Here is a 23,848-nt window from a genome sequence, read left to right on the forward strand (position 1 = left end):
TAATACGGATAATTAAGGCTGTTGTAGCATTTTGCTTATCCCGAACTCAGGTTAAATAGTATTTAGTGCACTGATTAAATCAAAAAGAATCAGTGCAATGTAAATCTGCTTTGTTGTGTGACTTTACTTAACCCGAACCCAGGTTACTTATCTAAAAGATTGATTGAACGTGAGCATTAAATTCTGCAGCATTCATAAAACCAGTGGTTCGTTGCTGAGTTAATTCATTGCCTTGTAAATCAAAAAACAAAATAGATGGCAAACCTAACACGTTAAAGCGTTCTACAAACTCAGCATTGTTGGCTGAATCAAAGTCGGTCATATCAACCTGAATCCAAACGGTATTACTTAATGATTGTTGTACCTGAGCATCAACAAAGGTGTACTTTTCAAACTCTTTACAAGCAATACACCAATCGGCATATAAATCTACCATTACAGTTTTGCCTTGTTGATTGGCCGTAGAGACTGCAGCATCAAGCTCTGATACGGTCTCAATCATTGTAAAGCTGGGGTGCTGAGCACTTGTTACTGCCGCATTACTGTTTGGAAATACAACTTGATACGCTAGGTTGGCACCGAAAAATAACATTAAAAAGATAATTAAGGAACGTAAACCATAAGCAAACCCTCTTTCTTGTCCTGAATTTTTCACTAAGGCATGGTTTTGATTAGCCACATAAAAGTAGCTTGCACTTGCTAGTATTAATAATGCCCATAAGGCTTGACTAACCATTTCTGGGATCAAGCGTTCAAGTAAAAATATTGGTACGGCAAGTAATAATAAGCCGAAGATATTTTTAATAATATTCATCCAGGCGCCAGCTTTAGGTAATAACTTGCCACCCGAGCTGCCAAGTATTAATAATGGTAGTCCCATCCCTAAGCTTAAAGCGTATAATGCTGATGCACCCAGTACAACATCACCAGTTTGTGAAATATACAATAACGCACCTGTTAACGGCGCTGTAGTACAAGGCGAAGCAACTAAGCCTGAAATAACGCCCATAATTAATACACCAGTAATTGACCCACCTTTTTGCTTATTGCTCATGGCGTTGAGTTTGTTTTGCCAGCTTGCTGGTAGAGCTAAATTAAAAAGTCCAAACATAGAAAGTGCGAGAAAAATAAATAAAACACTCAAGCCTATTAATACAATGGGGTGCTGAAAAATAGCTTGGAACTTAGCTCCTGCTAAAGCCACAACCACACCTAAAAGCGTGTAAGTTACCGCCATACCTTGTACATAGAAAAAAGAAAGAGTGAATGCTTTTTTCGTTGTTAACTGTTTTCCTTGACCGACAATAATACCTGTTAAGATAGGGTACATAGGAAAAACACAAGGGGTAAAAGATAACAACAAACCACCGACAAAAAAAGCAACAAGCGTTAACCATAAACTGTCTTGCTTGAGCATGTCTGATAATTGGTGTTGTTCACTTTGCTGCCCAGCCTGCAAACTATTATATACTTCACCGCTGATTTGATTGCCTAAAAGCGCTTCATCTCTATCAGTATTAGTTGTTGTAAATTGGCTTAATAGAACTGTTTGGCTTTTGGGTGCATAACAAAGACCTTTCTCTGCACAACCTTGGTAAGTTATTTTGATACTGCCATCATTTGAAACCTTTTCAAGGTCTATAGTGAAAATTAATTGCTCTGTAAATATCTTTTGTACGCCAAAAAATTCATCTTCATGATCTATTCCTTCTGGTAACTTCACTGAAGAAAAGCTGGCATTATTACCTTTAAATTTGAATTGATGACGGTAAAGATAATATCCAGGGGCAATATCAAAGCTAATCGATAATTGATCATCTTGTTGATGGAAATTAAAACTGAATGCTTGGTCTACTTTTAAAAACTCGTCATCATTACTAAATAAGCTGTTATTAGAAACATCAAATAATGATGTTTTTTCTTGCGCTAAAACCGATTGAAACGTAAACGCGGAAAATATTAACAAGCATAGAATAATAAAATTTTTCATTTAGGCTACTTCAAAGAATTAGTGATCCAGTTTAAATAATGTTCATCACCTTGCTGGATATTCAAGGCAATAACTTCCGCTACATCATATGGATGTAATTGGTTAATTCGCTCATTTAATTTAGCGAAAGCTTTTTCATTAGTTTTTATTAATAGTTGGACTTCATTGTCACAGTGCAATTCATCTTGCCAAGAATATACCGAGGTTATATTAGGAATTATATTGACACAAGCCGCTAGTTTTTCGGTTACTAATATTGTAGCAATGTGCTTTGCAATATCTTCACTTGGACAAGTTGTTAATACTAATTGATACAAATTGGTTACCTAATTGCTTGGCTGTTTTGATAGTATACCTTGTGTATTCATCAAGAATACTATTATTCAAAAGCCGTCTTAATAAAAACTTAAAGCTAACACTAAAATAGCTATGATACTAATTTACCGCCCTTGAAAAAGACCTGTTTAACCCAATATAAGTTTCATATAAATTAAAGGATCATTATGTTTCAATTATTATTTGTACTTTTTATCATCATTCCAATTATCGAAATCACTGTAATTATACATGTAGGGGAGTTGATTGGCGTATGGCCTACAGTAGCTATTGTAATTCTCAGTGCTTGGTTAGGTGCTAAATTTGTGCGTCAACAAGGTATAGCAACATTACAGTCGGTGCAAACAAAAATGGCACAAGGCGAAATGCCTTCAGGTGAAATTGTTACCGGCTTAATGTTATTAGTGTCGGGCGTTTTATTAGTCACTCCTGGTTTTGTTACTGACATTTTAGGTTTATCTTTACTTATACCTAGCGTGCGCGCAGGCATTGCTAAGCAAGTGCAAAAACATATTAAAGTAAATCAAATGGCAGGAAGTGCTTCATTTCAACATGGCGCATCTGGTAATGTTTACCAACATGAAAACAGTGAAGAGCCTTTTTCGTCTACAAAAGATACCAATAAACCCTTGTCTCACCACCAAGGTGAAACCTTAGAAGGTGAGTTTAAACGTAAAGATTAATATCTGCGTATAAACAATAGTAAATAAGGCTTAATTTTTTCACACAGCAGACTTGTTAAGCTTTATTTAATCCCCATTTCTATACCAACAATAACCGGTTACTAATAATTAGTATCAGTTATTTTCTCAACAACAATGTACTAAATTAATATACAAAATTTACGTACTAAATAATTTATCAATAAATAAGTAATCTCAGGAGAGAATTAATGAGCATTCGTCCACTACATGATCGTGTAATTGTAAAACGTAAAGAAGTCGAGTCAAAATCAGCTGGCGGTATCGTATTAATGGGTAGTGCTGCTGAAAAGTCTACTCGCGCTGAAGTTATTGCTGTTGGTAATGGTCGTATTTTAGAAAACGGTGACGTTCGTCCTTTAGAAGTTAAAGTTGGCGATTTAGTCATTTTCTCTGAGGGCTACGGTGTTAAAACTGAGAAGTTAGATGGCGAAGAAGTATTGATTCTAAGCGAAGCTGATATTTTGGCTATCGTAGAATAGTCGCAAAAATTTTATGCCGCTATTTCATCTCAATAGCGGCATCAGAAGTACTCACTGACTAGCGTCAGCTCGGTTCTTCTTCTTTGCTCTTGAGCGAACTCGCATAATAAAAATTATGCCTGAGCGCAGATATTAAAAATTATTGTTCTAATGAACAGTGACAAATTAAAAAATTATAGGAATTAAATAACATGGCTGCAAAAGACGTATTATTTGGAAACGACGCACGCACAAAAATGCTTAGAGGCGTAAACATCTTAGCTGACGCGGTAAAAGTAACATTAGGCCCTAAAGGTCGTAATGTAGTTTTAGACAAATCATTTGGTGGTCCAACTATCACTAAAGATGGTGTAACTGTAGCGAAAGAAATCGAACTTGAAGACAAGTTTGAAAACATGGGCGCACAAATGGTTAAAGAAGTTGCGTCAAAAGCAAATGACGAAGCCGGTGACGGTACAACTACTGCAACTGTTTTAGCACAAGCTATTGTTAACGAAGGTTTAAAATCTATCGCTGCGGGCATGAACCCAATGGATCTTAAACGTGGTATCGACCAAGCTGTTATTGCAGCCGTTGCCGCATTAAAAGACCAATCTACTCCTGTTACCGACAACAAAGCCATTGAACAAGTTGGTACTATTTCAGCTAATTCGGATGAAACTGTTGGTAAAATCATTGCTACAGCAATGGAAAAAGTAGGTACAGAAGGTGTTATTACTGTTGAAGAAGGCCAAGCTTTAACTGACGAACTAGACGTTGTTGAAGGTATGCAGTTTGACCGCGGTTACTTATCACCGTATTTCATCAACAAACAAGAAAATGGCACGGTTGAATTAGATAATCCGTTTATTTTGTTAGTTGATAAAAAAATCAATAGTATCCGTGAGTTATTAACAACACTTGAAGCTGTTGCAAAAGCTAGCCGCCCACTATTAATTATTGCAGAAGATGTTGAAGGTGAAGCTTTAGCAACATTAGTAGTTAACAACATGCGTGGTATTGTTAAAGTAGCAGCTGTTAAAGCACCTGGTTTTGGTGATCGTCGTAAAGCAATGTTACAAGACGTTGCAACGTTAACCGCAGGAACTGTTATTTCTGAAGAAATTGGTATGGAATTAGAAAAAACGACACTAGAAGATTTAGGTCAAGCTAAGCGTGTAATCATTTCTAAAGACAACACCACAATCATTGACGGTTTAGGTGAAGAAGCAGATATTAAAGCACGTGTTGCTCAAATTCGCGGTCAAATTGAAGACTCATCTTCAGATTACGATAAAGAAAAACTGCAAGAGCGTTTAGCTAAATTAGCAGGCGGTGTAGCTGTTATTAAAATCGGTGCAGCAACTGAAATCGCCATGAAAGAGAAAAAAGACCGTGTTGAAGATGCATTACATGCAACTCGCGCCGCGGTTGAAGAAGGTGTTGTTGCAGGTGGTGGCGTAGCGTTAATTCGCGCAGCTGATGCAATTAAAGACTTACAAGGCGCTAACGAAGACCAAACGCACGGTATTAATGTTGCTATTCGTGCAATGGAAGCACCTCTTCGTCAAATCGTAGCAAACTGTGGAGATGAGCCATCAGTAGTATTAAACGAAGTACGTAAAGGCGGTACAGGTAACTACGGTTACAACGCAGGTAACAGTACTTACGGCGATATGATTGAAATGGGTATTTTAGATCCAACTAAAGTAACTCGTTCAGCATTACAGTTTGCAGCATCTGTTGCCGGTTTAATGTTAACTACTGAAGCTATGATTACTGACGCTCCAATTAAAGATGCTCCTGCAATGCCTGATATGGGCGGCATGGGTGGTATGGGCGGAATGGGTGGAATGATGTAGTTTTGCTTGTCTAAAACGTTGATTACAGCGTTGCTTTGTTACTCGTTTAAGAAACACTAAACGTCGTAATAAAGCGCCTTGTACTAAACGTTTTATCCTACGCATAACGCATTAAACACTTATTGCTGTTCATTAAAAAGCTCACTTCGGTGAGCTTTTTGTTACTCGTTTAAGAAACACTAAACGTCGTAATAAAGCGCCTTGTACTAAACGTTTTATCCTACGCATAACGCATTAAACACTTATTGCTGTTCATTAAAAAGCTCACTTCGGTGAGCTTTTTGTTACTCGTTTAAGAAACACTAAACGTCGTAATAAAGCGCCTTGTACTAAACGTTTTATCCTACGCATAACGCATTAAACACTTATTGCTGTTCATTAAAAAGCTCACTTCGGTGAGCTTTTTGTTTTTATGCTCTTATAATAAAAAACACGGTTACAATACTTTTAGCATTGTAACCGTGAAAATATTATTAAGATAAACAAGGGGGAGAATTATCTTAATTGTTTTTTTGAAATAAGCACTTATAGAAAGATACTTATAAAGTAAATGTAGGATTAAAAACGGTATTCAACACCTACTGCAGCAAATTTTAAATCAGTTGAAAAGTCAGCATTGTCAATATCATCGCTAGCACTACTTACATCTAAGTCACTATCATAAACGGTATAATCGACTTTGATTGTCCAATCCTCATTGAGATGATAACTAGCCCCAATACCTGCGAATAAACCTTCGTCAGAAGTGCTGTCGTTAACACCCACAACTGAATAATTTGTTTCGTACCATAATTGGCCGCCACGTACATAAAGACTTATATTATCTGTTACAGGTAAACCTAATTTTAAACCAAGTGTATAACCGTCTGTGTCAGCATTAGCTAAATCGTTACCGTACTCGCCAAAATCAATAAAACTACCTTCAACGGCTATATATTTATTGAACCCATACCCAGTGAATATTTGGTATGCCGATTTGTCTTCGTCAAAATCATCGTCACCCTCTACACGTAAATACCCGTAACTTGCGCCAACGTATATGCCACTGGTATCAACTGCAGCATCTTCAGCTTTAGCTTGAACACTGTAAGTTAGAAGGCTAGCGCTAATAAGTGAACCTAATAATATTGTCTTTTTCATAGCATACTCCATTATTGTTGATCATTAATTGGTTATCATTTTTTATACTGAATGTTATTATTCAGTTATATCTTAATATACAAGCAGCATGCCAACTATTAAGTTGTTAATAATCAGTTGGTTGCGTATTTTGTTGCTATTCAGTTTATAACTATAATGAAAATAATATAATCAACCGTGAAAAATTTACATGCTGTTTACATTTTGTACTGTGCTTACTTCATATTTGATAAAGAGTATTAAATGAAAATTTTAAAAAAAATAAAACAGCGAGTACGTCAGTTCATTGAATCGAGGTATATGCTAAGCAGTATTACTACGGCTTCATTTTTAGAATCGACTATTGTGCCTATTCCATTGGAGGCGATACTAATTCCGTTAATGCAGGCCCGCAGAGATAAAATATGGCTTATCGCACTAATGGCAACCTTAGGTTGTATTCTCGGTGCATTATTTGGTTATGCGCTTGGTTATTACTTGTTTGATGTGGTTGGTGATTGGATAATTAATACTCTTTCAAGCCCTGAGCAATTTTCAACAATTGAACACAAGATGCAAGAGCAAGGTTTTTGGTTTGTCATTACTTTAGGGATTATTCCTATCCCTTTTCAAATTGCAATGCTTGCTGCGGGGGCGACTAAATTTTCTCTAACTCTATTTTTAATTGCCTCTGCTATTTCACGAGCTATTCGTTATTTTGGTTTGGCAATTGTTGTATATTATGCTGGTAATCAAGCGGAACGTATTATTAATAAACATAAAACCAAAGCAATGATAGTTATGACTATGCTAATACTCGCTATATGGGGATTAAGTACATTTATATAGATTAAACAATTAAATATAACTAGATATTTAGGAAAAGGCAGGGGGGAAGAGCCTGTATTTGGTATTTTAAAAAAGAGGAAGTATAGATTACTTCCCCTTTTTTCATTTAAAAACTAACTAGTATCAACAGATCTTATAGTATTAGTTTTTAATTACTGGTTTTATAACTTCAGTTTCAATTACAGCAATAACTCGGCGGTTTTGTTTGTGATCTGCACTGCTATTACCGGTAGAAAGTAACTTTGTTTCACCATACCCAATAGCAGTTAAGCGATTGGCTGAAATACCATATTTACTGATTAAGGTATTTTTAATTGCATCAGCACGTTTTTGAGATAATGTTAGGTTGTATTGATCGTTACCTTGAGCAGAGCTATGACCTTCAATCACCACATTAGTATCTTGGTAAGTCATCATGAAGTCAGCTAAACGTTGAATATCGCTCATCATTGCTAGTGTGATCACTGAACTATTATTAGCAAAAGCAACGTTTAGGTTAATTTCTGCAGTTTCTTCTGAATATAAAGTACAACCTTTAGAGTCAACTTTTACGTTAGCTGCAGTGTCATTACAATTGTCTTGTGCATCAACTACGCCATCGTTATCTTTATCGTTAACTGCTGCGGTTGCAGCTACTACAGGTGCTGCTTTTGCTACAGGAGCAGGTTCTGGCGTTGCCGGTTTAGTTGCTACAGGTGCTTTTTTAACATCACCAAAAGCATATTTTAAACCAAGTTTAAAGCCTGTATCAGTTTCACCGTAAGTTACATCGCGATAAGCAGCAGCTTCACCATATAAAGTAAAGCGTTCGCTTAAGTTAACGTCATAACCAGCACCTAAGTTTACAGCAGTATAATCTCTTGTATTATCAAAACGTTTTACACCTGCGAAAACATAAAAATCACTTTTATCAACTTTATAAATAGCATCAATACCATAGCGTGTGCCGTAATCAGTATCATTGCCATTATTAATCTCGTAACGTGTTTTAGCTAATTCAATACGCGCTCGCCAGTCTTCACTAATAATCATCTGTAGGTCAATACCTAAGCCTTTACCTGCTTCGATACCTTGCCATTCAGTAGATGTTTCTTTACCTGTGGCTGACTTGATATAGTCACCAAAAACACCTAACTCCCATGTTTTGTCAATTTCAGCGGCTGATAGTGGAGCGCTTATCAAAGCAGCAAGTAGCGTAATTTTAAAAATTTTCATTTATTATCCTTATAAGCAAAATGTAATATGTGTTTTATATGTGCTGCACCTGCAAATAAACGCAGTTACAAAATTTATAGTTCTACCAAATTATTTTAAATTATTACTCAGTTGCACCACTTATAGTAGTATGTGAATTTTATTTTCAATCACAATGACTATTATTGCCAACTAAGGCCTTGTTTTCGCTATTTCCTTGCGCAGAACAAGATCAACAACTTATCGTAATCAAATAGATAAAACTAATTAAATGAGTAAAAGATGCATTTTTAAAAACGCCTTTAACTCAATTAAAAGTGTACTGAAATTGTAACAAACTTTAGTATTTAGTGAATGTGCTTTTTAAACAATTATGCTGTTAAAAGGCTAATAGATTGTTTCTGAATGTTACAATTAATTAAACTAGGTTAAATAAGCGTTGGAACTTTATGGTAACGCTGTGGGAGAGTATCAATCGTTAACGTACTTTTTAAGCTTAAGCATGTTTACTTGTTATGCTAGTTGCAGTAGCAAGTAAGCCATTTAACTTATTTTTAACTTGCTCTTTTTTGTGCTCAGACTCTAATGCTGCATTGGCTAATCGTTGCTTTATTTGAGCTAGGTGAATTGACGAAACATTACTATTTGATGCGTTTTCAGCGCTATTTTCAATTGAACTTTTAATCTTGCTTACAGATTTAGGTACTGGGTTATCTTCAATCTTAGAAAATATAGTATGCTGAAGTTGCTTGTTGTTATCAGTGTTAGTTGAAGCGCTAGTTAAGGTGTTAGTTTTTAAGTTTGACAGGCTTAGTGTTTCAATACAATTACTGAAATTATCGCGTACTATTATCGCTTCAGTTAAACATAAGGTATTAATTGCTTGAACTAAATAATCGTGATTGCTCAGTATTTTTGCTAACCCCATTTGGTACAGTTCATCTTCACTAACGTCTACTTTAATATTTTCGGCTTGTGTAATTAAAGCATTATGAGTACGACGGTTATCTAATAATTGATTTACATCTAGACTTAATGCGGTAACGATTAGTGCCATGTTATTACAAAGCGTATCAACTTCTTGGTTTGAAAAGTCGTTACATAACAAATGTATTTGTTTTGGGTTAGACAACAAAGTAAACATGGTGTTTTCTCTTTAATAAAGCTAATAATAGACGTTAATTCACATTATGATACCGCGTTAATATTACAGTTTGATTAAAGTGAAAAGCCCTGTTTATTTTGTACAGGGCTTAATTAGGAGAGAACGCTTAATTTATCGCAACCTTAAAGTATCCAAACTTCTACGCGTCGATTACGTTTTCTACCATCTTCAGTATCGTTATTGGCAATAGGTAATGCTTCTCCCATGCCTTCTACAGCAAGTACGGGAATACCACGAGCGGTAAGAGCAAGTTCAACAGACTTTGCTCTACTCAATGATAAATTAGTATTTTTGCTTACGGCGCCAATACTGTCAGAAAAGCCCATAAGCACTATTCTACGGCTTTGGTGTTCTTCCATAAACTCTACTAAGCGCAATAAATCACGTTTTCCTTTGTTATCTAAATCTTTAGTTGCGTAATCAAATCTAAAATTTAAAGAAAGACGTTGTGCTGTTTTAGCATAATATTGATACTTCTCCGGCGCAGTTTCTAAAGGATAAACTTGCTCGAGTTTGATGTTTTGCGAAATAAGACCTGCATCAGACACTACCTCTTGCCCTTCAGTAGATAAGGCAAATTGAGCAAAATCTTTTACTACATTAGAAGCAGATGTTGGAGTATAGAAATATAAGCGCCTTGCAAGAGCATAATCTTCTGTGCCCACAGTAAAGCGAGTAGGAAAAATTGCACTGGTTCCTTGGCTTTCTGAAATGGCGATAGCTTTATTGTGCAACACGTAGTTGAGGCCTATAAAACCAATAGCGGCTTCATTTTGTGATACCAAGGTAGAAAGTTTTGAACTGGACTCAAAGCGGTTAGCTTGAGCTGATAATTTTTTATCGTGTTTTTTCAAAACTAAATTTTTGAAAGTGTCCCATGTACCTGAGTGTTCATCGCGAGCATATAATACAATGGGTAAATCTGCACCGCCAATTTGTGACCAATTATTGATTTCACCTGAAAATATTTTTGCTAAGGTTATGCTTGATAGTTGTTTCACCGCATTATTTTGGTTAACAATAACCGCTAAGCCATCTAAACCAATAATGTGCTCATTACCGAGTTTATTTAAATGCCCAGCAATGCTTTCTAATTCTGTTACTTCACTGTCTTTAATTCTGCGTGAAGACATACCAATATCAGCAGTTTTATTTTTCAACCCTGTAAAGGCGGTGCTTGAACCATGAGACTCTAATTCAATAGCATAATGTTTATCGTCAATACGGTAGTGTAAAACGCGCTCTAACGGATTGTTACGGGTCCAGTTAAAATCATTTATACCTTGTTTTTGTAAAAAACCTTCTAGTAGTAAAGGTGCTAATTTTTCACCAATAGTATTTGAACCATGTAAACGAAATACGGTTTCAATTTCTGGTGTGACGGGGACAATTGATGAATTGTTTGAAAGTTCAGGTTTAGCTGCTTTTGCTGCAAATTGGCTTGCTGAAATTTGATTTTCAGTCAGTGTTTTAGCGTAGTTAACTGGCTCAGTTGGTTGTTCAGCGGTAATGGGGTTAGTATACCAAAAATAACAGACGCCAATGAACAAAGCAAAAATGACAGTAAATATAAGCAGCAAAGGTGACTTTCGAGGTGCAATAATCTCTGCTGAAACTGGTGTCTCTGTACTTGATAGCCAGGTAGTAATTTCGGTGATTTGGTGATGCGAAAGTTGGGTTAATTCGCTGATGACGAGTTGACGATAACTTATATCATTCAACATTTTATCAACTGATATTTCAATATCAAATTCGCTTCGAGCTATATTGGCTAATTGCGTGAGCTGGGTAATAAGTGGTTGATTATCCGCTTGCCATAATCCTGAAAATGCGTTTGCCATTGCGGCTAACTCCAAGGTTAAAAATTTTGCGTTAGCTTAATGACTTAATATTTCAATTTGATGACAAACTTCGAGGGTTTTACCGTACATTTATTATAAAATTAGTTTAAATAAATAAAGGCAGCGATTTAATACTACTAATAACGGCACATTAGGCGAGAAATACAGAAAAAAATTACATAATGTTGCAGAATTTAATTGAATGTATTTATATACTTAATTAGATAATTAAGTCAGTATTACTAAGGTATTACATATTAAAGGATTGAACAATGAAGATGAAATTTAGTACAGCTGTGGCGCTGATTAGTAGTTTACTTATTAGTGCTTGTGTAACGGTACCGCAAGAGCCGCAGGTTAATAAAAACAAATTAGCTATTTCAAGTGTACGTGACATTCCTATCTCATACCCACAAGGTAGTCGATTTTCATTATCGCCCAAATATGTAAAAGAAACCTCGTTAAAAGCATCGCAAATGCAAAGTATTTATAAAACCTATGCTGATGCTATTGTGTCTGACTTAAGCGGTAACGGGTTTATTAATATATCTGATGCGAAAGCCGCCGACTTTCACGTTGGTTTTGAAATTGCTTTAGCTAGTGATTTATCAGACAAAGAATTAAGTAATGAAATAGGTATTTCACCGGGCTTACCTGCAAATGATAAAATGAAACGGGGCAGCTTTTTAATTTATATAGAAGATGCGCGCTCAGGTAAAAAAGTATGGCGCGGAGCCGCACAAGGTTTCGTTCATGAAGATGTAGATGCTTCAGAAAGAACAAATCGCGCAGCAGCGATAGTAAAGCGCGTATTAAACCAGTTTTATATAACTAATTAACTAATTTAACAGTTAATTTGTAAAATTGTAGTCCTATAATCAAAGGTTACAAATGTTCACAGTATTGGTTACTGTTTTCTGTTTTACTAATGATGAATTTAAGTTGAACGCTAACTTAAATAATTAATTTGAGGAATAAAGCATGAAAAAAATTATTTTAATGATTTCGTTACTAACCAGTAGTTTGTTATTTGTATCTAATGCTTTTGCAGCAAGTAGTGAAGTAACCTGGACAGATTATAAAGATTATCGTGATATTAACCCGGGAAATGGTAATCGCTCCTCCTTTAGAGAAAGTGTTTTCCATAATCTTGAGGAACATTTTGCTAAATTAGCGGCAACATTACCAGAAGGTCAAACGTTAAAAATAGACGTTACTGATGTCGACTTAGCGGGCGATACCCGTGTTGCTAGTATAAATGATATCAGAGTAATAAAAGAGATTTACCCGCCACGTATGACTTTTTCGTATGTGCTGGAGAATGCCGATGGCTCAGTAGTTCAAACCGATGAAGTACAAGCTCAAGATATGAGTTTTATGACTAATAGCCGCTTAAAATACCGCAATGACATGGTAGGTTATGAAAAGAAAATGCTAGATGATTGGTTTGAAGGCACTTTTCAAACACTTATTATTAAAAACTAGGTTAACTTGAAGCATTACTATTAAAAGTGTTTTGGGGTAGCGTTTAAAAGTCACTTAGGTGACTTTTTTTATACCTAATAATTGTTTGTTTAAATAGATAATTGTATTAACTCAACTCAGTTTAACTTATTTAAGTTTTGGTTAACTAACCCGAACTTAGGTTATTTTACTCGCTACCGAGTAAACTACCCTATAAAAAAGTTATTTACTGCTGAATTCACCGCTGAATTTAATGCGTATAACTTTGTTCAAAGTTCGCTAATACAGTGTAAAGCTGTTCTATTTTTTTCACCAAATTAATTAGTTGCGTTTGATCTTTTGAGGTTTGCCATTGTAAAAGATCATCGGCTACTTCTTCAACATAAGGTTGAAAGGTATCAGCTGAACTAGTAAATACTGAATCTGCGGTAAAAATAGCTTTAAAACCTGCTTTTTTTTGCTCACGTAAATCAGCTAATGTAGCGTCGGCAGTTAATGATTTCTTTAATATTACTGAAATGTTTTCAATCAATTGTTGTTCGATAGCTTTAGTCATAAATTATTCTACTGTTTTTATTACTGTTAAAGTGGTTGTTAATTATTACTACTGTTAATAATGTGCGCTAATTATGCCAGATTGATTGGTGTTTTGTTAGCTTGTCCTGAAATTTCTCGTACTAATTTAGGCATTAAAAAACCTGGTAAACTGGCCATCATCTCTTTCACTATAGTAATAGCATTTGCTTCGGTTACATCAAAATGTGCCGCGCCCTGTACCGCATCAAAAAGATGTAAATAATAAGGCTGAATACCAGCATCAAATAAAGCTTCACTTAACTGGGTTAACACATTGGCATTATCATTTATGCCACGTAACAATACGCTTTGATTAAATAACGGAATACGTGCACTGCGTAGCGGCTCAAGTGCTTGCACTAACTCATCATTAATTTCGTTAGGATGATTGATATGCAAAACTACTACTGCTTTTAAGCGTGTATTTTTTAACAAGCTTACCAACTTTTTGGTGACTCTAGTTGGGATAACCACAGGTAGGCGGCTATGAATACGTAAGCGCGTAATATGGGGGATATTTTCAACCTGCACAATAAGCCAAGCTAAATGATCGTCGTTAGCCATTAAAGGGTCGCCACCACTAAAAATAACTTCATTAATTTCTGGATGCTCAGCGATATAATCAAGAGCCTCTTGCCATCGTTGTTTGCTGGGGCTGTTATCTTGATAAGGAAAATGACGACGAAAACAGTAACGACAATTTATCGCACAACCTGCTTTTACAATCATTAATACACGGTTTTTATATTTATGTAATAAACCTTCGGCAACCGTATCGTGCTCATCTAATGGATCAGTAAAATAGCCGTCTGATATTAAAAACTCATCAGACAATGGCATAACCTGTTTTAACAAGGGATCGTCAAAATCACCTTTTTTCATGCGATTAATGAATGAAATAGGTACACGCACCGGAAATAATTTACGTGCTTTAAAGTGCGTTAAATATTCATGGGGCGAAATATTTACCAACTTTAATAGCTGTTCAGGGTCGGTAACCACCTCACGTAGTGATTTTTGCCATAATTTTTCATCACAAAGATGCACATCAGGGGAAAATTGGGGTATTATCTGCGCTAAATCTAGTTTCAATTGAGTATCTCTTGCTAATGCCTGTAAACATTATAACGTTTATAGGCTAAATGAGATCAAATAAATCAATAAAGTAATTAATAAAAGAGCAATCATATAATGGCTAATTTCAGTACCAACCAGTTCAAAGCTGGACTTAAAATCATGCTTGATGGCGAACCTTGTAATATTCTTGAAAATGAATTGGTTAAGCCAGGAAAAGGGCAAGCATTTAGTCGTGTTAAAATTCGTAAGTTAGTATCTGGCAAAGTGTTAGAAAAAACATTTAAATCTGGTGAAAGTGTTGAAGGCGCAGATGTGTTAGATGTTGAATTGGCTTACCTTTATTCTGATGGTGAATTTTGGCATTTCATGAATAACGAAACATTTGAGCAAATTGCAGCAGACGATAAAGCCGTTGCAGACACAATTCATTGGTTAGTAGAAGGTGATATTAGTACTATTACCTTATGGAATGGCACGCCAATTTCAGTAACACCACCAAATTTTGTTGAAATAGATATCACTGAAACCGATCCAGGTTTAAAAGGTGATACTGCAGGAACAGGCGGAAAACCAGCAACGTTAGCCACTGGCGCTGTTGTTCGTGTACCGTTGTTTGTACAAATTGGTGAGAAAGTACGGATTGATACGCGCTCAGGAGAGTATGTTTCTAGAGCCACTAAAGCGCTATAAAATTGTAATAATAAGATGTTATAACCAAATTTAAATAACTTAATTTAAAAAAATAAGTAAACATTTAAATAAAAAATATTATCAATATCATGACTTAAATGATAAATGTTAGCTTAGGCAAAACGTTCAGTTAGTTTGTAATATTGATGTGAGTAAAATTTAATAATAAAGGAGTAATTATGATTTTCAAGAATATGTCAAAAATGATGATGATTGGCAGTGTAGTTGGCTTATTAGCAAGTACTATAAGCACAGACGCGCTTGCTAATTACTCACATCGTGGTGAAAGATGGGAGTCTACTTTTAAAGTAAATTACGATCTTGATGCGAGTGTTAATACAGATGGCGGCGCTACTACTGATTTAAATAGTGGTTGGGGGTGGGGTTTTACTTTAGGTTATAACCTAAACCAACATATCTTATTGAATTACGATTTTTCAGCATCAACACCAAGTTATAATACAACTATAACAACGGATAGCGGACTTGATGTTCCTGTTAGTCAAGTTTTAGATAAATACGATAGCCAATTTAATGTTGTGTATAACGTATTAACGTCAGCTTTTACTCCTTACGTTCAAGCGGGTGCAGGTTGGAGTTACATGGATAGTAATATTGCAGATGGTCCTCCAAGCAGTGTTTGTTGGTATGATCCTTGGTGGGGTTATATCTGTAACGGTTACCAGTCAACTTATGACGATACTGCTTTTTCGTATAATGTTGCGGTAGGTGTTCGTTATGAATTACCTAACTACTTATTTTTCCGCGCAAGCTATAAGCAATCTTGGGTTGATTTAAAACACTCAGATACAGCAAGTTTAGGTGGTTTCCAAGTAGAAATAGGCTCTATGTTCTAAGGTGTAATACCTTAGCTCGTTAACCAAATTTAAATGAATATATCGCTAGCGGTATAACTCATTGCTAAATTAATCCAGTAAACAATATATTTGTTTGCTGGATTTTTTTTGTACTTAAACCTCAGCTCGGGTTAGTTAGTTAAAGCGTTAGTTAACTTTGCTAGCAATTGTTAATATTTTCCCCTTTTATTCTGTAACTTTGCTTATTTTCTATTTTTCATCATCCCTATGAAATTATTCTATTTTTTAATGATAACAAGATAAATTATTTATAATAAATTGCCACTTTAAAGTGCAAAGCATTGCTTAGTTTTCTATACTTAAGTGAATTGCTCAGGTATATTATTTACTCCTTTTATCTTGTTATTTTATTAGTTTAGGTAGGTCGCGTGAAAGAAAAATCAACGTCATTTGATATCGCTTTTAGAGCTGGTGTTTCTCAGTCTACTGTCTCAAGGGCTCTACGAAATAGCCCACTAGTTAATGAAGCAACACGAGAAAAAATTCAAGCTATTGCCAAAGAGCTGAACTATAAAGTCGATAAAAACGCGAGTAGTTTACGCTCGCAGCACAGCGATACCATTGCTCTTTTGTTATTTGAAGATCCAACCAATGACGACTCAGCTATAAACCCTTTTTTCTTATCTATGTTAGGTAGTATAACCCGCGCTTGTTCAAATAGAGGTTATGATTTATTAGTATCGTTTCAACAAGCAAGTGAAGACTGGCATGCTGATTACGAAGACAGCAATAAAGCGGATGGCTTGATTTTATTAGGTTATGGCGATTACCTTTCTTATGAAGAAAAGTTATTGAAATTACTCGATCAAGAAACGCACTTTGTTCGTTGGGGGGCTGAAGTTAAAAACTTACCACTTATTTCGGTCGGCTGTGACAACTACCAAGGTGGTATAGAGGTCGCAGATCATATTATTAAACAAGGTCGTAAGCAGGTAGCTTTTTTAGGTACAGCTTCTTCTCATGCACCTGAGTTTTTTGATCGTTATAAAGGCTATTGCCATGCTTTAGAAAATCACGGACTTAAAGTTAATGCGGATTTGCAATTTAATGCGCTATATACCGAAGATGCAGGTTATAAAGCCGCTTGTGAGTTAATAGCTAGTGGTGAACAGTTTGATGCTATTTTTGCCGCCTGTGACCTTATTGCCGTTGGCGCTTTACGTGCATTACAGGAACATAATATTACAATTCCTGAGCAAGTATCTTTAGTTGGCTTTGATGATATTGCGATCGCGAGTTTTACTTTTCCGTCATTAACAACGGTAAAACAAGATACTCAGTTAGCAGGGGAGTTATTAGTAGAAACCTTATTAACTATGATTCAAGGTGGAGAGGCAAAAACCACCTTAATAGCCCCTGAGTTGGTTATTCGTAAGTCTAGTTAACTGTTCAAGTTATTACCCTAGGCAGGCACTTGGCAAAGTAAGTATAAAATTAAACCCCTTTAATTTGCATTAAAGGGGTTTTTATTTATCTAAAGTTTAATCTAAACTAATTCAATTTAAATGATTGGTTGCTCTGCTTTTTCTTTAACAAAGTAAACTGAAATAGCAGCTAAAATCATCGAAACACCAGCAAGCATAATTATATAAATTGCTTGATTATCGAATAACGCTGTTAATAACCAGCCTGTTAAAATGCCAGACACAATTTGCGGAGCGGCAATAGTAAAGTTAAATATCCCCATATAAACCCCAGTTTGTTTTACCGGTAATGACCCCGCCAAAATTGAGTAAGGCATAGCTAATATTGCTGCCCATGCTATACCAACGCCCACCATAGGTAAAAATAATGAAACAGCGCCTTGCGGCACTTCAATAGTAGTAATCGCTAAATTAACTAAAATGAGTTCAGGGTTTTGCATAAACATGATACTTAAAAAGCCTACGCCACCTGCTAATAATGAGATTGAATATGTTAACTTTCGACCAATTTTATTTGCTACTTTCGCCATAAATAATGATGCTATTGCTGCAAAAAGTGCATAAGCGGCGAAAATAATCCCTACCCAGTCACCAGCGGTACCTTTAGCTTGGGCAACATTCGCGGGCACAGTACCAATTGACTCTAAATAAACAGGATCAAACCATTTAGCGTCTATACCCCAAATATGTTGAGCAATTGCTGGCATGGTGTAAACCCACATTATAAATAACGCAAACCATGAAAAAAACTGCACTATGGCAAGTTGCTTCATAGTGGTTGGCATTGTTTTTACTAAAGAGAAAAATTCAGCTAGTTTTTCTACTAACGTTTGTTGTTTTTTATCAAGGTCGAGTTCAGCTAAACCATTAGTACCGGGTGCATATTCTTTAGTGCGTAATACTGTCCACAATACAGAGCCAAGCATTACGGATGCACCAATATAAAATGCCCAGATAACCGACGGCGCTACTTGACCTGTACTTGCAGTATTTTCTAAGCCAATAACATTGGTTAATACGAAAGGTAAAATAGAACCAAAAACAGCACCAATATTAATTAAAAAGGACTGAATTGAATAACCTATGTTGCGTTGTTCGGCAGGCACCATATCTGATACTAAAGCACGGAAAGGTTGAAATGCTAAATTAAAAGACGCATCCATTAGGGCTAACATCATAGCGCCAAAAAATAGTGGGGTTATAAAACTAGCTAAAGTGCCTGAATTTGGCATTAATAACATACCAACGGCTGCAGCAATACCGCCAGCTAATATATAAGGGTTACGTCGACCAACGCGGTTCCAAGTTTTATCGGAAGCGGCACCGACAATAGGTTGAATAATCAAGCCCATGATTGGCGCAACTAACCAAAATAAAGATAATGAGTGTAGATCTGCGCCTAAATCAGAAAGTATTCGGCTGGCATTAGCATTTTGTAAAGCGAAGCCAAATTGTACGCCGAGAAAACCAAAGCTTACATTCCATATCTGCCAAAAGCTCAAACGTGGTTTTTGTTGTGTATTTTGTTGCGAACTCGGATTTTGTGAATTCGGGTTCGGTTGTGAACTCGGATTTATTTGATTACCCATATCATTATCTCGCTTATTTAGTGGGACCATTATTATTATGTTTTTACTACTTGTCTTGAAGTGTCTTTAAAAAGTCGGCCTATTATTTAATGTTACCCAAATAATAGGCCGTTATACCAATGGTCTATACCTAGTAGAGATTGTACGTATTAGGTTTTGTACCTTTGAAGTATCAAACAAGTGAGAATGGAAATAGGTTAAGCTCGTTGAGCCAACACTAAAACACGACTTTTAATATACGCACATTATTGCGCTATCACTAGCGCTTACATACGTATTCAGTTTAGTCATTACCCCATAAAATAAAATTATTTGAACAAAAACACTTAAAAACTTTACAGAATAAAAATTTATTTACTTTGTAAGATAAAAGCGGCTGCGCCGAGTAAGCCAGGCTGCTCTTCTGTGATCACATAAGTTGGTGCTTGTTCAGTAATGTGTGATAAGCGTCCTTTGGCTTCAAAGCGTTTTCTAAAATTACTTGCTTGTAAATAATCAATAAAGCGCGGAACTATACCACCCGCAATATAAACCCCACCTTGGCTATTCATTATTAAGGCAAGATTACCGGCAAAGCTACCGAGTACTTCACAAAAAAGCGATAATGTTTGCTCACATATATTACAACTGCCGTTAAGCGCATTGGCGGTGATTTCTTTAGGTAGCAGGGCACTTTTAATAGTAGTACTTGCTGTTCCTTTACTTTGATTAGATTGATTAGGCTGATTAGATTGATTAGCTTGGTCAAATGCTACTAACGCTTGATAAATTTGCTCTAGACCATAGCCTGACAATAATTGTTCGTATGAAACGCGTTTTTTTATATTTTGAATGAAATTTAGTACGTACTTTTCTTGGTCATTGATAGCTGCAAAGTCAATATGTCCGCCTTCACCACTAATACAATGCCATTGTTGTTTGCCACCAATATTAAGTGGTACTAAGTTAGCAACACCTAAACCAGTCCCTGGTCCGCATACCGAAATAGGTTTTCCATTTATAGTACTGCCACCGCCAATTTTTACTTTTTGTTGATCGGATAAAAGCGGAATAGACATAGCTATTGCGGTGTAGTCATTAATAAAGGTTAATTCGTTCAGTTTTAATGTGGCTTTAAGCTCTTTTTGAGAAAATTTCCAAGGTAAATTAGTCATGCTAATTAAGTCTTCATCGACTGGACAAGCAATAGCTAAACAAGCGTTTATATTAAACCCGCTAAGTGATTTTACTTCGATATAATGGGCAACAACATCTGCTAAGCTAGCAAACTCTTTACATTGATAGGTTTCAATTTCATTAATATCAATTTTAGTCGAAGCATGATTTGTCGAGTCATTATTAGCCGAAGCTTGTGCTAAACGGATATTAGTACCACCAATATCTGCAATAAGGTGGATCGTGTTTGTTTGTTTGCTATATTCTGCGCTTTGCTGTGTATTAGGTATATTTATAGTCATAATTTATTTTACGGTTAAAGTAAGAGGTTTATGTTGCCAAATGAAAGTGATTGTTAAGGTGTTGTTGTTCTCTTGCCAAACAACACTTTCTGTAAACTCATCACTTTCCGTATGATTGTTCTTAATTTTTTGAGCTTTTTGATTATCTGTTTGCGCGGCTTGTACATGATTTACATTACGAATTTCCGCATTATTCAAACTTACTTTGCTAGGAGCTTTAGTAACGTTATGAATCACTACTGTCATCGCTCGCTCAGTCGGCATGCCTTTGTAACCATTACCTGTATGCTTTAGATTGATAGTTAACTGTTTTTTCTGCTGGGCAGAGAATTGGAGTAATTCAAATAAGCCTTTTTCAATCGCTTGATAAGTTTCACCATCGTCTTCATACATTTCATATTCAGCAGAAGTTACTGAGCTATCGGCATAATAATGTAAGGTTAATTTACTGGCGTCATAATCTTGGGTTGATTGAATAGCATCAACCATAGGAATAAATGAGCCCGCGCGAACTAATACGGGTAACTTTTCTAAACTGGTTGGTAAGTTAACCGTTTGTTGACCTTGGTATTTTTTAGCTGGCGTGTTTTCATCAGTAAAATAATCGAACCACACGCCCGCAGGAAGATTTACCGCTACCGACTTAACATCAGGCGATACTACTGGTGTTACTAAAAAGGCATCACCCCAAAAGTAACTACTAGCATTATCAAAGACATTCAAATCTTTTTTATTTGTAACACTTGTGGTTTTAGCTTTATTTGTTTTAAGTGAGCTATCAAAAATTTGCTCGAAGAAAATAGGGCGCATTAAGGGCATACCCGTGGTGCTATTTTGATAAGCTAAGGTGTAGTTGTATGGCAGCAACTTATATCTAAGTTTGATGTATTCTCTTAAGATATCTTGCGTTTTTTTGTCGTGAAATACGGCTTCAGGTGCTATGTTGTCTTGTCCATGTGGGCGGTAAATAGGTTGGAAAACCCCGTATTGTAACCAGCGAATATACATTTCTTGATCAAAGCTTTCACCACCAGCAAAACCGCCTAAATCTGAATGAGTGTAAGCCATGCCTAATATACCCATTTGTAAGCTTAATTCTACTTGTGGTTTTAAGCCTCCCCAAGAGCGACTTACGTCTCCTGTCCAAGGGATCATGCCATAGCGTTGAGAGCCGGAAAAACCTGAACGCATTAGAATAAATGGTCTTTCATCAGGGCTAATTTTTAGTTGATTATCAAACACCATTTTTGCCCATTGATGACCATAAACATTATGAATAGCATCAGCATTAACAACACTCCCATCGCTTAAGGTATGTAATGTGTCGCTTGGGTGAACCTCAGGCTCGCCTAAATCTCCCCACCAACCGCCAACGCCTTGTTGATAAAGTGTTTGGTAAATATCAGTAAACCATTGCTGACCTTTGTCGTTAAATACATCCACTAAGCCAGTGTTACCAAAATAAAAATCAAATTGTTTCGCTTTACCATTTTTATCTTTAGCTAATGCCTCATGTTCAACAGCATCATTCCATTTTTTTGAAGTGCTCAAGATAAAAGGCTCGGTAATTAAAATGGTTTTAACGCCTTTAGCTTTAATCTCGCGGATCATTTTTACCGGGGTAGGGAAGGCCTCCTTATCCCAGTCAAGATTACCCATGTGGCCTTGAATATCTTTACCAAACCAATATAAATCTAAAACGATGGCATCTAGTGGAAAATCTAAATCGATAAATTTATTAACTGTTTCAATAACTTCTGATTCGTTCCTATAACCAAAACGAGAAGCGTAATTTCCCAAAGACCAACGCGGAGGTAAAGGTTGAGTGCCAGTTACCGCAACATAGTTTTTCATAAGTTCAGGGTAGGTGTCTGCGGCAAAAACAATATAAGCCATGCGTCCTGCAACGGCCGAAAATTCTAATATATTGTCGTCTTTTTTGGCTAAATCCATATAACCTTTGGCTGAGTTATCAAACAGTACAATATACTTATTACTCGACATTACCGCCGGTATTGAAAAATTCATTTGGTTAGATTCTGTGGTGTAACCGTAATGTGCGCGGTTATATAGCGGGAAGCTATGGCCACGCCTGTCCATACCTAATACTCGCTCTCCGCCGCCGAGTAATTTTTCAGTGTCGGTTAATTGAAAGCGAAAACCTTGTACGGGTAATATTTCAGTGACTTCGCTTACTGTTTTAACGCTATCAGCTGTAGCTTCTGTAGTGTCATCCTTATTTTCTTCTACTGTTTCTACTTCAGTTGTTTCGCTAACTGAACCGCTGAAAAACCCTTGTTCTTCTGCTATGAGTAATTGTTTTTTATTATTTTCGTCTTCCTGGTAATAACTAATAGAGAAGGGGGCTTTAGTAATAACTGCACTGAGTTTATTAAGTGTTAGGATTAATTGTTTAGCGTTTTCTTGAATAATAAAGTCATTGGTTTGCGCATTTTCTTTAATGGCAAAAGAAGGTAGTTGGCTAGCAGGAAATACATCATCATGACGCTGATAGTGAGTTGCTATTGCTCCGTCACCATAAGCTTTTAAAGTAACTTTTGCTTGGCTGGTATTAATAACAAGGCTGTTACTTTTTATTTTATGGTTCAGATAATTAGCATCGGTTGCAAAAGCTGGCGTTAAAATAGCGAAATAAGTGAATAAACAAGTGAATAAGCAAGTCAATAGACTTGTTAAGTTGTTAGCGTTGAAGTATTTCAATGTGAGTCTATGCAAAGCAATCCCCTTTCTTTTTAGTATTGGTATTAATTTTAGCTTTAATTAATAAGTTTAGTTGTAAGCTTGCATTACAACTAAGTATGGCGAATGAGTTGAACATGAGTTATGTCTACGTACGTTTATCGCAAGTTAATTTAATGATGAGTTCAGGAATATAGTTGCTATATAAACATTTATTAAACCGAGTTCATTATAAATAGTCATTACTCATAATCATCAACGATAATAACCCTACTATAGGCTGACAACATCTTGAATACGTATGCATGATTGCTTCATGTTTTTAATTTTTACTACATACGTATGTAATTGTGAATAATCGTAATACATACGTATGCAGAGGCTTTCAGACAGATACTAATTTGCGTATTCTAATAAAAAAAGAAATATTAAATACTTGCTCGGCGACTGCTGAGGTAATTATTACTGAGGTAAC

The 23,848-nt window shown here is 35.9% G+C and carries 20 protein-coding genes; 9 read left to right on the forward strand and 11 right to left on the reverse strand.

Annotation, left to right across the window (positions count from 1 at the left end):
- Positions 1–151: 151 nt before the first annotated feature.
- Together CWS31_RS07735 and cutA are read right to left on the reverse strand one after the other, a co-directional pair.
- Entirely contained in the window at positions 152–1,990 is a 1,839-nt protein-coding gene (locus tag CWS31_RS07735; RefSeq protein WP_101342796.1) for a protein-disulfide reductase DsbD, read from the reverse strand.
- A 5-nt stretch (positions 1,991–1,995) separates the two neighbouring features.
- A complete protein-coding gene (gene cutA, locus CWS31_RS07740) occupies positions 1,996–2,307 on the reverse strand; it encodes a divalent-cation tolerance protein CutA (RefSeq protein ID WP_101342797.1) in 312 nt (103 codons plus the stop codon).
- A 186-nt stretch (positions 2,308–2,493) separates the two neighbouring features.
- Here cutA and CWS31_RS07745 point away from each other — a divergent pair, with 186 nt between their 5' ends.
- The 3 genes from CWS31_RS07745 (at position 2,494) to groL (ending at position 5,350) form a co-directional block, all read left to right on the forward strand.
- Positions 2,494–3,009 (forward strand): FxsA family protein, encoded by a 516-nt coding sequence (locus CWS31_RS07745; RefSeq protein WP_101342798.1) that lies wholly within the window; start codon positions 2,494–2,496, stop codon positions 3,007–3,009.
- Positions 3,010–3,218: 209 nt separating this feature from the next.
- Positions 3,219–3,509, forward strand: coding sequence for a co-chaperone GroES (locus CWS31_RS07750; protein WP_101342799.1), 291 nt, complete (start codon positions 3,219–3,221; stop codon positions 3,507–3,509).
- A gap of 191 nt (positions 3,510–3,700) precedes the next feature.
- Positions 3,701–5,350, forward strand: coding sequence for a chaperonin GroEL (gene groL, locus CWS31_RS07755; RefSeq protein ID WP_101342800.1), 1,650 nt, complete (start codon positions 3,701–3,703; stop codon positions 5,348–5,350).
- A 558-nt stretch (positions 5,351–5,908) separates the two neighbouring features.
- On the opposite strand, the gene CWS31_RS07760 is transcribed toward groL, so the two are convergent.
- Positions 5,909–6,490: a porin family protein gene (locus CWS31_RS07760; RefSeq protein WP_101342801.1), complete on the reverse strand. Its 582-nt coding sequence runs from the start codon at positions 6,488–6,490 to the stop codon at positions 5,909–5,911.
- 243 nt (positions 6,491–6,733) lie between these two features.
- Between CWS31_RS07760 and CWS31_RS07765 the strand changes: the two genes are divergently transcribed.
- Positions 6,734–7,318, forward strand: a complete 585-nt coding sequence (locus CWS31_RS07765) for a YqaA family protein (RefSeq protein WP_101342802.1) — start codon at positions 6,734–6,736, stop codon at positions 7,316–7,318.
- A 141-nt stretch (positions 7,319–7,459) separates the two neighbouring features.
- Here CWS31_RS07765 and CWS31_RS07770 read toward each other — a convergent pair whose 3' ends face one another.
- From CWS31_RS07770 to CWS31_RS07780, 3 genes are all read right to left on the reverse strand, one after another.
- The gene (locus tag CWS31_RS07770; protein WP_101342803.1) at positions 7,460–8,533 is read right to left on the reverse strand and encodes an OmpA family protein; all 1,074 of its coding nucleotides are present in this window, start codon (positions 8,531–8,533) and stop codon (positions 7,460–7,462) included.
- A gap of 475 nt (positions 8,534–9,008) precedes the next feature.
- Complete coding sequence (locus tag CWS31_RS07775) at positions 9,009–9,656, reverse strand: hypothetical protein (protein WP_101342804.1); 648 nt, start codon at positions 9,654–9,656, stop codon at positions 9,009–9,011.
- 143 nt (positions 9,657–9,799) lie between these two features.
- The gene (locus CWS31_RS07780; RefSeq protein ID WP_246143435.1) at positions 9,800–11,518 is read right to left on the reverse strand and encodes a substrate-binding domain-containing protein; all 1,719 of its coding nucleotides are present in this window, start codon (positions 11,516–11,518) and stop codon (positions 9,800–9,802) included.
- Between the two features lie 272 nt (positions 11,519–11,790).
- Between CWS31_RS07780 and CWS31_RS07785 the strand changes: the two genes are divergently transcribed.
- Together CWS31_RS07785 and CWS31_RS07790 are read left to right on the forward strand one after the other, a co-directional pair.
- Complete coding sequence (locus CWS31_RS07785) at positions 11,791–12,357, forward strand: DUF4136 domain-containing protein (RefSeq protein ID WP_101342805.1); 567 nt, start codon at positions 11,791–11,793, stop codon at positions 12,355–12,357.
- 142 nt (positions 12,358–12,499) lie between these two features.
- Entirely contained in the window at positions 12,500–13,003 is a 504-nt protein-coding gene (locus tag CWS31_RS07790) for a DUF3016 domain-containing protein (protein ID WP_101342806.1), read from the forward strand.
- 229 nt (positions 13,004–13,232) lie between these two features.
- On the opposite strand, the gene CWS31_RS07795 is transcribed toward CWS31_RS07790, so the two are convergent.
- Together CWS31_RS07795 and epmB are read right to left on the reverse strand one after the other, a co-directional pair.
- Positions 13,233–13,538, reverse strand: a complete 306-nt coding sequence (locus tag CWS31_RS07795; RefSeq protein WP_101342807.1) for a hypothetical protein — start codon at positions 13,536–13,538, stop codon at positions 13,233–13,235.
- Positions 13,539–13,609: 71 nt separating this feature from the next.
- Complete coding sequence (epmB, locus tag CWS31_RS07800; protein WP_101342808.1) at positions 13,610–14,650, reverse strand: EF-P beta-lysylation protein EpmB; 1,041 nt, start codon at positions 14,648–14,650, stop codon at positions 13,610–13,612.
- A 99-nt stretch (positions 14,651–14,749) separates the two neighbouring features.
- On the opposite strand from epmB, the gene efp reads away from it, so the two are divergent.
- From efp to CWS31_RS07815, 3 genes are all read left to right on the forward strand, one after another.
- Positions 14,750–15,325: an elongation factor P gene (efp, locus tag CWS31_RS07805; RefSeq protein ID WP_101342809.1), complete on the forward strand. Its 576-nt coding sequence runs from the start codon at positions 14,750–14,752 to the stop codon at positions 15,323–15,325.
- Positions 15,326–15,504: 179 nt separating this feature from the next.
- A complete protein-coding gene (locus CWS31_RS07810; protein ID WP_101342810.1) occupies positions 15,505–16,182 on the forward strand; it encodes an outer membrane beta-barrel protein in 678 nt (225 codons plus the stop codon).
- A 389-nt stretch (positions 16,183–16,571) separates the two neighbouring features.
- Positions 16,572–17,588, forward strand: coding sequence for a LacI family DNA-binding transcriptional regulator (locus CWS31_RS07815; RefSeq protein ID WP_101342811.1), 1,017 nt, complete (start codon positions 16,572–16,574; stop codon positions 17,586–17,588).
- Positions 17,589–17,704: 116 nt separating this feature from the next.
- Here CWS31_RS07815 and CWS31_RS07820 read toward each other — a convergent pair whose 3' ends face one another.
- The 3 genes from CWS31_RS07820 to CWS31_RS07830 form a co-directional block, all read right to left on the reverse strand.
- A complete protein-coding gene (locus tag CWS31_RS07820) occupies positions 17,705–19,246 on the reverse strand; it encodes an MFS transporter (RefSeq protein ID WP_246143436.1) in 1,542 nt (513 codons plus the stop codon).
- A 320-nt stretch (positions 19,247–19,566) separates the two neighbouring features.
- The gene (locus CWS31_RS07825; RefSeq protein ID WP_101342813.1) at positions 19,567–20,673 is read right to left on the reverse strand and encodes a glucokinase; all 1,107 of its coding nucleotides are present in this window, start codon (positions 20,671–20,673) and stop codon (positions 19,567–19,569) included.
- A gap of 3 nt (positions 20,674–20,676) precedes the next feature.
- On the reverse strand, positions 20,677–23,409 hold the full coding sequence (locus CWS31_RS07830; RefSeq protein ID WP_101342814.1) for a glycoside hydrolase family 31 protein: 2,733 nt from the start codon (positions 23,407–23,409) through the stop codon (positions 20,677–20,679).
- Positions 23,410–23,848 lie beyond the last annotated feature (439 nt).

Origin of the sequence: Colwellia echini (assembly GCF_002843355.2) — a bacterium.
Classification (GTDB): Bacteria; Pseudomonadota; Gammaproteobacteria; order Enterobacterales; family Alteromonadaceae; genus Colwellia; species Colwellia echini.